Origin of the sequence: Thauera sp. (assembly GCF_034003485.1) — a bacterium.
In the GTDB taxonomy this organism is placed as follows: Bacteria; Pseudomonadota; Gammaproteobacteria; order Burkholderiales; family Rhodocyclaceae; genus Thauera.
The window spans coordinates 50,939-65,337 of sequence record NZ_JAVEYL010000013.1 but is presented as its reverse complement, the minus strand read 5'-3'; the positions used below and the strand labels follow the sequence as shown (position 1 = coordinate 65,337).

At 68.3% G+C, this 14,399-nt stretch carries 13 protein-coding genes and 1 tRNA gene; 3 read left to right on the top strand and 11 right to left on the bottom strand.

What is annotated here, in order from left to right; genetic code table 11:
* Window positions 1–88: 88 nt before the first annotated feature.
* The 6 genes from lnt to RBT54_RS09275 all read right to left on the bottom strand — a co-directional run bounded on the left by lnt (window position 89) and on the right by RBT54_RS09275 (window position 6,216).
* Window positions 89–1,738 (bottom strand): apolipoprotein N-acyltransferase, encoded by a 1,650-nt coding sequence (gene lnt, locus RBT54_RS09300; RefSeq protein ID WP_320366440.1) that lies wholly within the window; start codon window positions 1,736–1,738, stop codon window positions 89–91.
* On the bottom strand, window positions 1,738–2,577 hold the full coding sequence (locus RBT54_RS09295; RefSeq protein ID WP_320366438.1) for an HlyC/CorC family transporter: 840 nt from the start codon (window positions 2,575–2,577) through the stop codon (window positions 1,738–1,740). The genes lnt and RBT54_RS09295 overlap by 1 nt, the downstream gene beginning before the upstream one ends.
* Before the next feature lie 61 nt (window positions 2,578–2,638).
* Window positions 2,639–3,442 carry an rRNA maturation RNase YbeY gene (gene ybeY, locus RBT54_RS09290; protein WP_320366436.1) on the bottom strand — a complete coding sequence of 268 codons (804 nt, stop codon included), beginning with the start codon at window positions 3,440–3,442 and terminating at the stop codon, window positions 2,639–2,641.
* The gene (locus RBT54_RS09285; protein WP_320366435.1) at window positions 3,423–4,478 is read right to left on the bottom strand and encodes a PhoH family protein; all 1,056 of its coding nucleotides are present in this window, start codon (window positions 4,476–4,478) and stop codon (window positions 3,423–3,425) included. Before RBT54_RS09285 ends, ybeY begins: the two co-directional genes overlap by 20 nt.
* Complete coding sequence (gene miaB, locus RBT54_RS09280) at window positions 4,479–5,831, bottom strand: tRNA (N6-isopentenyl adenosine(37)-C2)-methylthiotransferase MiaB (protein ID WP_320366432.1); 1,353 nt, start codon at window positions 5,829–5,831, stop codon at window positions 4,479–4,481.
* Between the two features lie 58 nt (window positions 5,832–5,889).
* Complete coding sequence (locus RBT54_RS09275) at window positions 5,890–6,216, bottom strand: hypothetical protein (protein WP_320366431.1); 327 nt, start codon at window positions 6,214–6,216, stop codon at window positions 5,890–5,892.
* A gap of 236 nt (window positions 6,217–6,452) precedes the next feature.
* Here RBT54_RS09275 and RBT54_RS09270 point away from each other — a divergent pair.
* Window positions 6,453–6,529: transfer RNA gene (locus tag RBT54_RS09270), tRNA-Met, on the top strand.
* Between the two features lie 218 nt (window positions 6,530–6,747).
* Here the strand turns inward: RBT54_RS09270 and RBT54_RS09265 are convergent.
* A complete protein-coding gene (locus tag RBT54_RS09265) occupies window positions 6,748–7,701 on the bottom strand; it encodes a sensor domain-containing diguanylate cyclase (RefSeq protein ID WP_320366429.1) in 954 nt (317 codons plus the stop codon).
* 205 nt (window positions 7,702–7,906) lie between these two features.
* Between RBT54_RS09265 and RBT54_RS09260 the strand changes: the two genes are divergently transcribed.
* A complete protein-coding gene (locus tag RBT54_RS09260) occupies window positions 7,907–9,694 on the top strand; it encodes an ABC transporter ATP-binding protein/permease (protein ID WP_320366427.1) in 1,788 nt (595 codons plus the stop codon).
* Here the strand turns inward: RBT54_RS09260 and RBT54_RS09255 are convergent.
* A complete protein-coding gene (locus RBT54_RS09255; RefSeq protein ID WP_320366424.1) occupies window positions 9,680–10,789 on the bottom strand; it encodes a glycoside hydrolase family 5 protein in 1,110 nt (369 codons plus the stop codon). The two genes, RBT54_RS09260 and RBT54_RS09255, sit on opposite strands and share 15 nt — an antisense overlap.
* Before the next feature lie 271 nt (window positions 10,790–11,060).
* Here RBT54_RS09255 and RBT54_RS09250 point away from each other — a divergent pair, with 271 nt between their 5' ends.
* Window positions 11,061–12,077, top strand: coding sequence for a nucleoid-associated protein (locus RBT54_RS09250; protein ID WP_320366422.1), 1,017 nt, complete (start codon window positions 11,061–11,063; stop codon window positions 12,075–12,077).
* 28 nt (window positions 12,078–12,105) lie between these two features.
* On the opposite strand, the gene RBT54_RS09245 is transcribed toward RBT54_RS09250, so the two are convergent.
* From RBT54_RS09245 to RBT54_RS09235, 3 genes are all read right to left on the bottom strand, one after another.
* Window positions 12,106–13,026, bottom strand: a complete 921-nt coding sequence (locus tag RBT54_RS09245; RefSeq protein WP_413788435.1) for a cation transporter — start codon at window positions 13,024–13,026, stop codon at window positions 12,106–12,108.
* Between the two features lie 106 nt (window positions 13,027–13,132).
* Window positions 13,133–13,567, bottom strand: a complete 435-nt coding sequence (locus RBT54_RS09240) for a hemerythrin family protein (protein ID WP_320366418.1) — start codon at window positions 13,565–13,567, stop codon at window positions 13,133–13,135.
* Window positions 13,568–13,644: 77 nt separating this feature from the next.
* Window positions 13,645–14,274 carry a DUF938 domain-containing protein gene (locus RBT54_RS09235; RefSeq protein WP_320366417.1) on the bottom strand — a complete coding sequence of 210 codons (630 nt, stop codon included), beginning with the start codon at window positions 14,272–14,274 and terminating at the stop codon, window positions 13,645–13,647.
* Window positions 14,275–14,399: the final 125 nt, after the last annotated feature.

Sequence of the window (14,399 nt, the reverse complement as noted above, 5' to 3'; positions counted from 1 at the left end):
GGTGCAAGGGGCAGCAAGCTCGCCGGCGGACACCGTCATGAGGGAGCGGCTGGCTGTTGGAGCGGGCTTGCCCGCGAACATCGCGCGCTCAAGTGCCGCTTTCGCGGGCAAGCCCGCTCCCACGGACCCTGCGCAGGAAGACCGCCATCAGAATCAGCAGCGCCAGGCCCAGCGCCAACCAGTCGCCCCAGCGCGCATAGGGCGTCAGCCCGGAGTAACCCTGCGCTTCGACCCGCAGCACCCCGCGCTCGAATTCCGCCAGCACGCCTGTCACGCTGCCATCAGGCTGCACCAGCGCGGTCATGCCAGTGTTGGTCGAGCGCAGCATCGGCCGCCCGGTCTCGAGCGCACGCACGCGGGCGATCTGCAGGTGCTGGGGCTGGGCGAGCGAATCACCGTACCAGGCAAGGTTCGAGATGTTGAGCAACAGCGTCGCCGCGGGCAGCACACGGATCAGCTCGGCGCCGAACAAGTCCTCGTAGCAGATGTTGAGCGCGACCTGCTGGTCGCCGAAGCGCATCGGCGGCTGCTCGGGTGCACCGCGCGTCTGGTCCGACATCGGGATCTGTGCCAGTTTGTAGAACCAGCCGAACAGCGGCGGCGAATACTCACCGAAGGGCACCAGATGCTGCTTGGCATAATGCTGCGCCGGCGCGCTGCCGAGGCTGACTGCCGCGTTGTAGATGTGCCCCGCCTCGTCACGCCGGAACACGCCCATCACCAGGTCGCCGCGCACGCCGCCCGCCAGCCAGGCCAGCCAGTCGAGATAGCCCTCCGGCAGCCGCTCGAGCAGCGTGGGCAAGGTGGTTTCGGGCAGCACCACGAGGGTTGGGGGCTTGGGCGCGGAAAAAGCTTCCAGCACCAGATCCCTGTTGACCTGCAGCACCTCGGCGAAGCGCTCCGGATCCCACTTCAGGCCCTGCTCGAAGTTGGTCTGCACCAGCGCGACCTGCAGGGGCTGGCCGGTCGGTCCGGTCCACGCCCTGCCGAGCAGCCCCGCGCCGCCGGCGAACAGTACCGCCACCGCCAGCGCCGGCCGCCACGCCCGACGCGGGCGCAGCCAGTCGGCGCGCGGCGTGAACGCGAGCAGCGCGGCGACGAAAGCCACCACGCCGCCTACGCCATACACACCGATCACCGCCAGCAGGCCGCCGAGCGGACTCGGCGGCGTCTGCGAGTAGCCGATCGCGAGCCAGGGGAAGCCGGTGAACACCACCCCGCGCAGCCATTCGGACAGCAACCAGAGCGCAGCGAAGAGCGCGGCGGAACGTATCGGCATCGCCGGAGACGCCGGCCCCGTGGGAGCGGGCTTGCCCGCGAACATCGCCCGCCTGGACGCTGCTTTCGCGGGCAAGCCCGCTCCCTCGGCGCCACCACCCGCCCCGCCAGCCGCCGACCGCGCGCCGATGCGGCGCTGCAGGCTTACGAAGGCGGCCCCGACAAGCCCCGGATAGAGGGCGAGATAGGCGCAGAACAGCGCGATCGCCAGCGCGGCGAGCGGTGCCGGCATGCCGCCGTAGCGCTCGAGGGCGACGTATAGCCAGGACACGCCGCCGAGGAAGGCGCCGAGTCCCCACGCGAAGCCGAGCGCAAAGGCGTCGCGCACGCGAACCGCACGGCCAAGCACCCAGGCCAGCACACCCAGGCCAAGGAAGGCGAGCGGGAACAGGTCGAAGGGCGCGAACGCGAACACCGACGCGCCGCCCGCGAGCAGCGCGGCCAACAGCCGGCGCGCCATCACTCCTCGACGACTACGGGCTTGGGCAGGCGCTCGACCACCAGGGTATGCACCCGCCGACTGTCGGCGCGCAGCACCTGGATCTTCAGGCCTTCGAGTTCCACCGCTTCGCCGCGCTTGGGCAGGCGGCCGAAGTGGCGGATGACAAGGCCGCCGACGGTGTCGAATTCATCGTCGCTGAAGTGGGTGGCGAAGGCCTCGTTGAAGTCCTCGATCTCGGTCGTGGCCTTCACCCGGTAGCGGCCGTTCTGGTCGAGGCGGATGCTGTCGCCGACCTCGTCGAAGTCGTATTCGTCCTCGATGTCGCCGACGATCTGCTCGAGCACGTCCTCGATGGTGACCAGGCCGGCGACGCCGCCGTACTCGTCGACCACGATCGCCATATGGTTGCGCGACACGCGGAACTCGCGCAGCAGCACGTTGAGGCGCTTGGATTCGGGCACGAACACTGCTGGGCGCAGCATGTCGCGCAGGTCGAACTCGCGCCCGGCGAAGTAGCGCAGCAGGTCCTTGGCGAGCAGGATGCCGGCGACGTCGTCCTTGCCGTCGCCGATCGCGGGGAAGCGCGAGTGCGCGGTGTCGATCGCGAAGTTGGCGATCACGTCGATCGGATCATCCAGATGCACGCAGTCCATCTGTGCGCGCGGAATCATCACGTCGCGCACCTGCATGTCGGACATCTGCAGGGCGCCTTCGATGATGGAGAGGGCGTCGGCGTCGATCAGGTTGCGTTCGAACGCCGAGTGCAGCAGCGCGAGGAGTTCATCGCGATCTTCCGGCTCGCGCGAAAGAAGGGCCGAAAGTCGCTCGAGTAAGGAAGGTTTAGGGGAACTGTCCATTTGGGGGTCGGAGTCTCCGCATCAGGCAGTGGCGCCGGCGGGTGCGGCGTCACGCGGTCGTTCAGGCATAGGGGTCGGCGTAGCCGAGGGCACGCAGGATCGAGGTTTCCAGCGCTTCCATTTCGGCGGCCTCGACCTCGTTCTCGTGATCGAGACCTTGCAGGTGCAGCATGCCATGCACGACGAGGTGGGCGAAGTGCGCCTCAAGGGTCTTGCCCTGGGCCACCGCCTCGCGCACCACCACCGGCACGCACAGCACGAGGTCGCCGGCGAGCGGGCCGTCGTTCGCCTGCGGGATGCCGGGCACATCCTCGCCTTCGGCATAGGCGAAGGTGAGCACGTTGGTGGCGTAGTCCTTGCCGCGATAGTCGCGGTTCAGGCTGCGCCCCTCGTCCTCGCCGACGAGGCGGACCGTGACCTGGGCATCCTGCTGCAGCGCGGCCTGGGCCCAGCGCCGGATGTGGTTCTTCTTGGGCGCGTTCGCCTTGTCGTCACCCTCCACCGCCTTCTGCACCGAGAGCTTGAGCACTGGCGAATGGGCGGCCTGCGGCAGATCGAGCGGCTCGAGAAAGGCCATGTCGTGATGCACGTCCACGCGCAGGGTCAGCAGGTTGCAGGCGCCGGGCTGCAGCGACAGCATCGGCACCGCGGCCTCGTCGTCGGCATCGGCCTCGATCTCGAGGTCGCCCCAGGCGCGCTCGGGAAAGGCGAGCAGCAGCTTGCGGCCGTCGCCGAAGTCGATCTCGAGGCGCTCGGCCTTGAGCCGGGTGGCCTTGCCGTCGGCATCGATGGCGACGATCTTCGGCAGCTTCGCGCTCGAATCTGCGGCGGGTCTGGCGGCCTGCTTATTCCCCATCTTCGGCATCCTGAAAGTCCTTGTCCTTTCCTTCCGCGTTCTTCGCGTCCTTCTCCTGCTGGTGCTGGGCGCGGGCCGCGGCCTTGGCGCGCTCCACGCGCGCGGCCTCGAGGTCGTAAGCTTCGACGATGCGCGCGACAAGCGGATGACGCACCACGTCTTCCTTGTTGAACTCGGTAATGGCGATGCCGCGCACGTCGGCCAGCACCGCGCGCGCTTCCTTGAGGCCGCTGCGCTGGCCGCGCGCCAGATCGACCTGGGTCAGGTCGCCGGTGACCACCGCCTTGGCGCCGAAGCCGATGCGGGTGAGGAACATCTTCATCTGCTCGGGCGTGGTGTTCTGCGCCTCGTCGAGGATGATGAAGGCGTTGTTGAGCGTGCGCCCGCGCATGAAGGCGAGCGGCGCGATCTCGATCAGGCTGCGTTCGAAGAGCTTGCCGACGCGATCGAAGCCCATCAGGTCGTAGAGCGCGTCGTAGAGCGGGCGCAGGTAAGGGTCGACCTTCTGCGCCAGGTCGCCGGGCAGGAAACCGAGGCGCTCGCCGGCCTCGACCGCCGGGCGGGTGAGGATGATGCGCTCGACCAGGTCGCGCTCGAAGGCGTCCACCGCGCTCGCCACCGCGAGGTAGGTCTTGCCGGTGCCGGCCGGGCCGATGCCGAAGGTGATGTCGAATTCCTGGATGTTGCGCAGGTACTCGACCTGGCGCGGCGTGCGCCCGTGCAGTTCGCTGCGCCGGGTCATCAGCACCGGCGCGGGCTGGGCCGGGTCGGCGTTACTGCCGCGGCTGCCGATCTCGATGAGGCCGAGCTGCACGTCGTCGAGCGACAGGTCCTTGTCGCTGCGCGCGTAGAAGTGCTTGAGCGCCATCTCGCCGCGCAGCACCTGCGCCGGGTGGCCGGTGAGCGTGAAGTGCTCGCCGCGCCGGCTCACGGTGATGTCGAAGGCGTTCTCGATCTGGCGCAGGTTCTCGTCGAGCACGCCGCACAGCCGCGACAGCCGGGCGTTGTCCACGGGTTCGAAGAAGACTTCCAGGGTTTTCGCCATTCAGGATTCCCGGGTGATGATTTCGCCGCGCAAGCTGTGCGGCAACGCGGCGGTGATGCGCACGTCCACGAACTGGCCGATCAGGCGGTCACGGTGGGGCGAGTCGGACGGGAAGTTGACCACGCGGTTGTTGTCGCTGCGGCCCATCATCTCGACCTCGGCGTTCTTCTTCGCCGCGCCTTCCACCAGGATGCGCTGCACCGTGCCGACCATGGCCTCGCTGTTGGCCTGGTACTGCGCGTCGATGCGCTTCTGCAGGCGGGAAAGCCAGGCGAGCTTGGTCTCCTGTGGCACCGGGTCTTCCAGATCGGCGGCCGGGGTGCCGGGGCGCGCGCTGTATACAAAGCTGAACGAGCCGTCGAAGCCGACGTCCTCGATCAGCTTCATCGTCTTGTCGAAGTCGTCCTCGGTCTCGCCCGGGAAGCCGATGATGAAGTCCGAGGTCAGCGCCAGGTCGGGCCGCGCCGCACGCAGCTTGCGCACGACGGACTTGAATTCAAGCACCGAGTAGCCGCGCTTCATCGCCGCCAGCACGCGGTCCGAACCCGACTGCACCGGCAGATGAAGCTGCGACACCAGCTTGGGGATCTTGGCGTAGCAGTCGATCAGGCGCTGCGTCATCTCGCGCGGGTGCGAGGTGGTGTAGCGGATGCGCTCGATGCCGGGAATCTCGGCCACGCACTCGAGCAGGAAGGCAAAGTCGCCCTGCTCGCCGTCCTCGCGCACCAGCTCGCCGCGCCAGGCATTCACGTTCTGGCCGAGCAGCGTCACTTCCTTCACGCCTTGCGCGGCGAGACCCGCGACTTCCGCGAGCACGTCCTCGAGCGGGCGCGACACCTCTTCGCCGCGGGTGTAGGGCACGACGCAGAAGGTGCAGTACTTGGAGCAGCCTTCCATGATCGACACGAAGGCGCTCGCGCCCTCGACGCGCGCCGGCGGCATGGCGTCGAACTTCTCGATCTCGGGGAAGGAGATGTCCACCTGCGAGCGCCCACTCTGCTTGCGCGCCTCGATCAGGCTGGGCAGGCGGTGCAGGGTCTGCGGGCCGAACACCACGTCTACATAGGGCGCGCGCTTGATGATCGCCTCGCCCTCCTGGCTGGCGACGCAGCCACCGACGCCGATGATCAGCCCCGGTTTGGCCTGCTTGAGCAGGCGCACCCGGCCGAGGTCGTGGAACACCCGCTCCTGCGCCTTCTCACGCACCGAACAGGTGTTGAAGAGGATCACGTCGGCCTCTTCCGGGTTGTCGGTCTTGACCAGTTCTTCGTGGGCACCGAGAACGTCCGCCATCTTGTCGGAGTCGTACTCGTTCATCTGGCACCCGAAGGTGCGGATGTAGAGTTTCTTCATCTTGAAAGGAAATTCCGGCTGGGCCTTGCGGCGGGTCGGGCGGGCATCGCGGCGCCCATCAGCGCTTGGGCTCGGGCATCGCCGCCTCTTCGGGGGTGAGGATCCACACCCGATGCACCTGGCCGCCCTTGTCGAGCAACATGCGCACTGTGTACTCGCCGCTGATGTGCGACGGCAGGACGATGCGATTGGACGTATCGCGGATCTGTGCGCCAGGGCTCAGGCGCAGCGTGTCGCCCTTCACCTGCACCAAGCCGGCCGGCGAAATCTGCACCTTCGCCTTCACCGCGTCGTCGGGAATCGGCCGCGGCAGGGCCGCGATCGCCAGCGACGACGCCAGCCCAAGAACGCTGGCCACCAGAACGGAGAGGGAATGCGGGCGCAAGGACGAGCCGGACAGATCCGGAACGGTAGGGAACAGGGGTCGGATGATCCCCGATCGCCCCGTTCCTGTCAATGCAAAAGCCTTATAAATCAAGACTTCCGAACTTCACGCCGAGACCGCCACGGCACTGATGAAGCCGCGCCGACGCACCCTGCAATTGCCGCGCACGGCCAACTCGCCAGCGAAGAGGCTATTGACGCGAACGGAACATACCCGCTATATTCGCGCGCTCTGTTGGTGATGTAGCTCAGACGGTTAGAGCGATGGATTCATAACCCATAGGTCGGCGGTTCGATTCCGCCCATCACCACCACCAAATTCGAGGGCCTGCAGCGATGCAGGCCCTTTTGCTTTGGTGCCGGGCCAGCACTGGGCTAGCCGCGTAAATCCAGCTGCACCAACACCCCCAGCCGTTGCCGTCGGCAACCGGATGCTGGCCGCCGATCATGCCATCACGACGTTCGCGGCTGACGTTCACGCTCACGCTCACGCTCCGCAGCCAGGGTGCCGCGGCGAACACCGGCTACGCCCCTACTGCACGTCCTGCGTTGCAACGCGGTTGCGGCCCGCGGTCTTGGCCCGGTAGAGCGCGACATCGACGCGCTTGAGCAGTACATCGAAGCGCTCGCCGGGCGCGAGCGTGACCACACCGAAACTTGCAGTCACCCGGTCCGCTGGCGCGAAGTGGTGCGCTTCGATGCCCTGGCGAACGCGCTCCGCTGCGCGCTGCGCCTTTGCAAGATCGGCGTTTGGCAGCAGCAGCATGAACTCTTCGCCGCCCCAGCGGCCGATGAGGTCGCCCTCACGGGTGCATTCGCGGACCACCTCCATGACGCCCTTGAGCACTGCATCATCGATGTCGTGGCCGTAGGTGTCGTTGATGCGCTTGAAGTGGTCGAGGTCGAACATCACCAGCCCAAGCCCGTCGCCCGAAGCGTGGGCGTGAGCGATCGCCTCGTTGAGCAGCCGCGAGAATTCTGCGCGATTGGCCGCGCACGTCAGCGTGTCGGTGGTCGCGAGATAGCGGATGCGACCCTCGGCCGCCTTGCGCTCGGTGATGTCGCGACAGATGCAGAAAATCAGCTTCTGCCCGCCGAACATGGTGCAACTGTTGCTGAGCTCGATGTCGATCAGGCTCCCGTCCTTGCGCATCTGTTGCGTCTCGAAATGGTGCCCGGCTTCGTCGATCGCGCGGAGCATGCCGCGCAACTCATCCGCGTCGAGTCCATACGCCCAGTCCCAGACGTGAAGGTTGTAGACCTCCTCCAGGCAATAGCCGAGCGTGTCGGCAAAACGCTGATTGGCGTCGTAGACCTTTCCGTTCTGGTCAAGCACCACGACGCCGTCGCGCGATTGCGCGAACAGGGTATGCCAGAGCGATCGACTGTCACGCAGCAGTTGCTCGACGTAGCAGCGATCGACAAGGACACTGCTCGCGCCTGGCGACGGAATCTCCCGCAGAGCGGGCTCACTGTAGGGTTTCATCCGGGTTCAAACTCGTCGATACGATCGGCAGGGCCACTGCCACAGCCGGCCATCGGAATGAAGTATCGCGCTGCACCGTGGTGTCGTCCGTAAGCTTTGTCACAAATCACGAATTTTTGTTTTTAGATGATTTTTCCCTATTCTCTGGCTCGCGATCAACCCGCGCCCTCCGCACGATCGGTCCGCAACGCGGCATGATTCACCCATGCCTGCCGCCTCCCACACCTCGACTCCACCCTGCCCGCCCGGCAGCGCCCCGCCCACTCGCGGCGGGCGGCGCTTCATGACCCTGGCGGGGGCGTACTGGCGTTGCGAGCGCAAGTGGCAGGTGCGCGGTGCGGTGCTGCTGCTGGTGTTGCTGACCATCGGCCAGGTCGCCCTGGCGATCTGGATCAGCTACTGGAACCGCGACCTCTTCGATGCCCTCGAGGCGCGCTCGGGTGCCGACCTGCTGCGCCTGATCGCCGTCTTTGCGCTGATCTTCGCGCTCACGATGGGAGTGACCGCGCTGCACATGCACGTCAAGCGCTGGATCCAGCTCGACTGGCGACGATGGCTGACCGCGCTGCTGCTTGACCACTGGCTGGCGCACGGCCATCTGTACCGGCTGCAGCTCGCCGCCGGCGACCACGACAACCCCGACGGGCGCATCGCCGAGGACATCAGGATTGCCGTCGAGGTAGCGGTGGCGCAGGCGCATTCGCTGCTGTACTCGCTGCTCATCCTCGGCAGCTTCATCGACATCCTGCTCAGCGTGTCGGGCAGCGCGCTGCTGCCGGGCACGTCGATCGCAGTGCCCGGCTATCTGGTGGTGGCCGCGTTCCTGTATGCCGGCGCAGGCACCGTGCTCGGCCTGTTGTTCGGACGTCCGCTGATCCGCAGCACCAATCGCCTGCAGGCGGTCGAGGCCAACCTGCGCTTCGGTCTCGCCCAGGCACGCGAGCACGCAGAATCGATCACCCTGCTGCGCGGCGAACCGATGGCGCGGGGCGAGGCTAGCCGGCTGTTCGATGACGTCAGCCAGGGCTGGAACCGGCAGACGCTGGCCTACCTCGGCATCGTGGCGTTCTCGACCGGCTACGGCACGCTGCTACCCGTGTTCCCGATCCTGATCGCCGCGCCGCAGTACATCGCCGGAGCGATGAGCCTCGGCCTGCTGATGCAGGCGGCGCAGGCCTTCCAGCGCCTGACCTCGGCGCTGTCGTGGCCGATCGACAACCTGGGTGAGCTCGCGCGCTGGCGCGCCTCGGCCGATCGCATCACCACCCTCTACGAGGACATGCTGGCGCTCGAGCAGCGCGACGCCGACGGCAAGCCCGGATTGCAGCGCCTCACGCTCGGCGCATCGGCCCACGCCGAGCTCGAGCTGCGCGCGCTCTGCCTCACCACCCCTGCCGGCGAGCCGCTGCTCGATCACCTCGACCTGCGCCTGCGCCGCGGCGAGCGCATCCTCATCAGCGGCGACCCTGCGGTTACGGTCAGCCTGTTCAAGGCAATCGCCGGGCTGTGGCCGTGGGGCAGCGGCGAGATCCGGCTGCCGGCGGGGCGCGACCTGATGTTCGTCCCCCAGCACCCCTTCCTGCCTGTCGCCACCCTGCGTGCAGCGCTGAGCTATCCGCAGCCGCCCGACCGCTTCTCCACCGCGAGCCTGCACCGCGCGCTGGAGTGCGCCGGCCTCGCCTGGCTCACACCGCGCCTGGACGAGCGCGAGGACTGGAGCCGCGAACTGCCCTTGCGCGCGCAGCAGCGTCTGGGCATGGCACGCATCTTCCTGCAGCAACCCGGCTGGGTCTTCATCGACGAGGCCACCGACGCCCTCGCCGCCAAGGACGAAGTCGACACCCTGGAGCTGCTCCACCACGAGCTGCCCAACGCCACCCTGCTCAACATCAGCCGCCGCGGCCGCCAGAACCATTTCTACGACCGCCGGCTGGTACTCGAACGACCACAGCCAGCGCCGGCAAGTCCGGCGCCCGAACTACCCGAAGCGTGACGGCAGCCAGCCGCGTTCCACGCACGCACGCAAGCACCAGGCCGGCGTGGTCTCGGTCCTGTAGCTCCAGAAGAACCACCCTGCCACGCGCTCGAAAGTCAGCAACTGGCTGTCGCCGTAGGCGCGGCAGGCGACATCCTGCTGGAAGCGGTCCATGCGCTCGAGGGCGTGGTTGAACGGCCCCTCGGCCCACAGCGACACCACCTTCAGGTCCAGCCCCAGGCTCCACTCGCCGCAGATCGCCGGCAAGCCGAGTTCGGCGTTGATCGCGTCGGCCTCCTCGCGCCAGTCCACCGCCGCCTTGCGGATGTGGCCGTGGATGTCCATGTCGATGTCGCCACGCTCGAAGCACTGGTAGCGGTGATAGTCGAACACCACGTTGCGGAAGGCCGGCGCCGGCATGAAGCCGACGTACTCGCGAAAGCTGCGAAAGCCGTCGTGAAAGACCACCGCCACTTTGTCGGGCGCGCAGTGCTTGCGGATGCGGGCGTAGGCCGCCTCGTAGTACGCCTTCAGAAAATCGGTCGGCACGTCCCAGCGCGGCTCGTTGAGCACTTCGATCGCGTGCAGCGCCGGGTGCGTCCGGTAACGCGCGGCCAGGCGCTCGAGCACGTCGAGAGCGTGATCGCGATATTCCTGCCTGGTGTGCCACTCGACCACGTCCTTGATGCCGCCATTGTCGAAGCCATTCTGGCAGCCAGGAGCGGCATGCAGGTCGATCATCACGGCGAGGCCGAATTCCTGTGCCCAGTCGAGCGCGCGGTCGAGTACCTCGATGCCGCCGCTGACGAAGGGGTGGCGGTGTGCGCCGTACTTCGGGTGATAGGGATAATTGGGGCCGAAGATCCAGTGCCCCACCGGGATGCGCACCGCGTTGAGCCCGCGCCCGGCGATCCAGGCGAAGTCGTCGCGGGTGATGAAGCCATCCCAGTGCCGGCGCAGGCGCTCGGCCGCGGCGACGGGGCCGAGCTCGGCGCACCAGGTGGTCTCGTCGGTTGCCGCCAGACCTTCGAACAGGCTGGGCACCATCCACTTCTCAAGTACCAGCCAGCTACCGAGGTTCACGCCACGCAGCTTGGCACGGGTCGTTTCCATCGCGTCCTCCAATGCCGGGAATTCGTCAGTCGCACGGTCCTCATTGTCGCAGGCAATCGGCGCGGAGGACTCTGCCGAAACCCCCGACGGCACCCGGCACCGTGGGAGCGGGCTTGCCCGCGAACGTCGCGCGCCCAGGCGCTGCATTCGCGGGCAAGCCCGCTCCCACGGTGCTCGTGCGAAAATCGCGCCCCGCCGCCCCTGCATCACTCGCCCCTGCCTCACGCGCTTCGCCTCACTCGCCCCAGTAACACGCCCCCCGGAACACATCATGCGCACCGTCGAACACGTCGTCACCCAACTCATCGTCCACTCGCTGATCCGCGCCCCCGGCACGCCTTCGCGCCTCGTTCTGCGCGACGCGCCCTGCGCGCTCGACGGCGCCGCGCTGCGCCTGGTCGAACGCCTGTGCGCGCAATACGAAAGCCGCTCGGCCAAGGGCTTCGGCCGCTTCGAGGAGGACCACGAGGCCTTCCCGCTGGCGCGCTGGCTGGGCGAGCACCTCATCGACGAGACGCTCGACTTTGCCACGCTGTCGCGCCAGTTTGCCGAACGGGTACAGGCGATCGCCGACGAGGAGGAACTCGAGGACGGCGGCCATCTGGTCGTGGCGCGCGTGCGCGAGGGCGACACCGACACGCTGTGGGCGGCACTGCTCGGCGCGGCCGAGGGCGTGAGCATCAACGGCACGCTCGATCTGCTCGACTGCACACATGTCGACTTCGCCGCGCTGCACGCCGCCGGCCGCGTCGATCTGTCGGGCTGGCGGCGCGGCGACGAGCGCTACCTCGGCTTCCTGCGCGGGCGCGGCAAGGGCGGAGCGTGGTTCAAGCACGTGCTCGGCTGCAGCGACGTGATGGTGGCGCTGCAGGAAACCAAGAAGCTGGTCGCCACCCTTGACCGCTTCGTCGACACCGAGCGCCTCGCCCCCGCCGCGCGCGACGCCGTGCTCGAACGCGCGCACGACTACCTCGACACGCTCGGCGAGGCCGGCGCCCCGGTAGTCTTCGAAGAGCTCGCGCGCGAAGTCTTCCCTGAACAGCCGGCGCGCCTCGACGCCCTGCTCAACGCCAAGGAGACGAAGATCGCCCCCGGCTTCGTGCCCAACCGCCGCGCCATCCGCCCGCTGGTGCGCTTCAGCGCAAGTGGCGAAAACTGGAAACTCGAATTCGAGCGCAACGGCCTGCATTCGGGCGCGGTGCACTACGACCGCGCCACCGACACGCTGGTGCTGTCGGGCGTGCCCGACTATCTGAAGCGGATGCTCGACGAGGACAACGCGGGCTGAGCTTGCGCTGGCGTATCGCCCGCGCCGCTCACTTCAGCCGCAGGATGCGCACCGCCCCCGTCAGCACCACCGCCGCGATCAGCAGGCCGATGATCCAGTCCGGCCACGGTGTCCCGAGCCAGGCCACCAGCGCGCCGGCGCCGATCACGCCGAGGTTGGCGATGACGTCGTTGGCCGAGAAGATGTAGCTCGCCTTCATATGCACGCCGCCCTCGCGATGGCGGGCGATCAGCACCAGGCAGGCGACGTTGGCGACGAGCGCGAGCAGCGCGATGCCCATCATGCCCACCGGCTCGGGCATCGCACCGGTGACGATGCGGCGCACCACTTCGGCGAGCGCGCCGAGCGCCAGCACGAGCTGCAGCACGCCCGCCAGCCGCGCCGCGGAGAGCTTGTGGCGCGCAGCGCGCCCCACCGCGTAGAGCGCGACGCCATACACCGCGGCGTCGGCGAACATGTCCATGGCGTCGGCGATCAGGCCCGCCGAGCGCGCCCACACGCCGGCGCCGAGCTCCACCACGAACATCAGCGCGTTGATCGCGAGCAGGATCCACAGCACGCGAGCCTCGGCGGCATCGTCGGCGGGCGCGGCGGCCTGCGCCTCGCCGGCGGCGAGCGCACGCGAATCCGCCAGCTCGGCGCCGTAACCCAGCGGCACCAGGCGGGCGAGGATCTGCGCCGGATCGCCGTCGTGATCCACCGTGAGGAGGCGCCCGGCAAGGTCGAACTTCAGCGCCGCCACCGGTGCATCGGCCAGGCGCATGCGGACCATCTGCTCCTCGGACGGGCAGTCCATGCCGGGGATGCGGAACACGCTGCGCGTGCGCGCCTCGACCCCACCCAAGCGCACAGCGGGCCCGGCGTCCGACGCCGTCTCGCCGCCGCCCGCGGCAGCGGCACCCGCCAAGCCCCCGAGCGCCCCGCGCCGTGCGCCGTCACCCGCCACCATCGGCTGCAGCCTCGGCTTGGGCGCCGCGCCGCCGCACTGGCCACAACAGCCGCCTGCACCGTGGTCTTCGCCATTCATCGACGGCTTGTCGCTCAAATCGCTCCTCCTAACGCGCGGCCGGCTTGCGGAACAGCGGCACCAGCAGCATGTCCGCCTTCATCACGTGATCCACCAGCCACTTGCGCAGGAAGGCGGTGATCTCGCCACTCTGCGCCTTGACGCCTTCCACCCCGCCGTCGGGATCCTCGAGCGTGGCATGAATGCGCTGCGCGAGGACGTCGATCTCGGCCAGCAGCGCGCGGTGCTCGCGCTTGTGCTGGTCGAGGTGGAGGTAGCCGCAGGCGATCTGGATGCGTTCCTCGCGCTCGAAGTGGTATTCGGCGTAGCGCCTCAGCTCGGTCAGCGCCAGGTCGACGTTGCGCGGGTCGTCCGGGAAGCGCAGCACGAGTTCCACCGTGTTGATCAGCAGGATCAGGTAGCGGTGGTCGGCGTCGATGTCGTCGTGGCCGATACGGAACTGCGGTCGCCAGAAGATGGGCATGGGAGCCTTGGGAGTCGGTCAGGGGCGTGGAAACGCAGGTGGCTCGATTGTCGCCGATGCAGCGGCCGCCGCGGGCATCATGCGCCTGCCCCGCACGTACCGTCGCGCCGGAAGACCAGGCTGAAGTTGTTGGCGGGCATGGCGACCACCTCCTCCAGCCGAAAGCCACGGCGCTGGGCCTCGGCTTCCACCGCTTCCAGGTCACGCACCGCGAAGCGCGGGTCGACGCTGCGCAGCCATTCGTCGAAGTCGGCATTGCTCGGCGCGGTGTGGGCGCCGCCGCGGCGGTAGGGACCGTAGCAGACCACGACGCCGTCTGCAGGCAAGGCCTCGGCCGCCGCCGAAAACAGCGCGGGCGTGGTTTCCCGGGGCGAGTAGTGCAGCACGTTGATCGCGACGATGGCGTCCGCGGCAGCGACCGGCCAGGGGGTGGCGGCAAGATCGAAGCGCAGCGGCGGCAGCAGGTTGGGCAGCGCGCTGTGCGCCACCCAGTCCGTGATCGAGGCCAGCGCCGCGGGGTCGGCCTCGCTCGGCTGCCAGCGCAGCGCGGGCAGGTGGCGGGCAAAATGCACCGCATGCTCGCCGGTGCCGCTGCCAATCTCGAGCACCAGGCCTGCGCCCGGCAGCACGCGCAGCAGCACGGCGAGGATGGGGTCGCGGTTGCGGGCGGCAGAGGGCGAGAACTGGCGGCGGTCGAAGGTCGGCATGAGGCGCGGCGGGCAGGGTGAAGGATGCCGCGATTATCGCCTGCTCTCTGCCAGGCGCTGACAATTCCAGCCGGAGCAATCCGGCACGGGCGCCCCGCCACCCCTGCCATCCGAGCTCGGCGGCC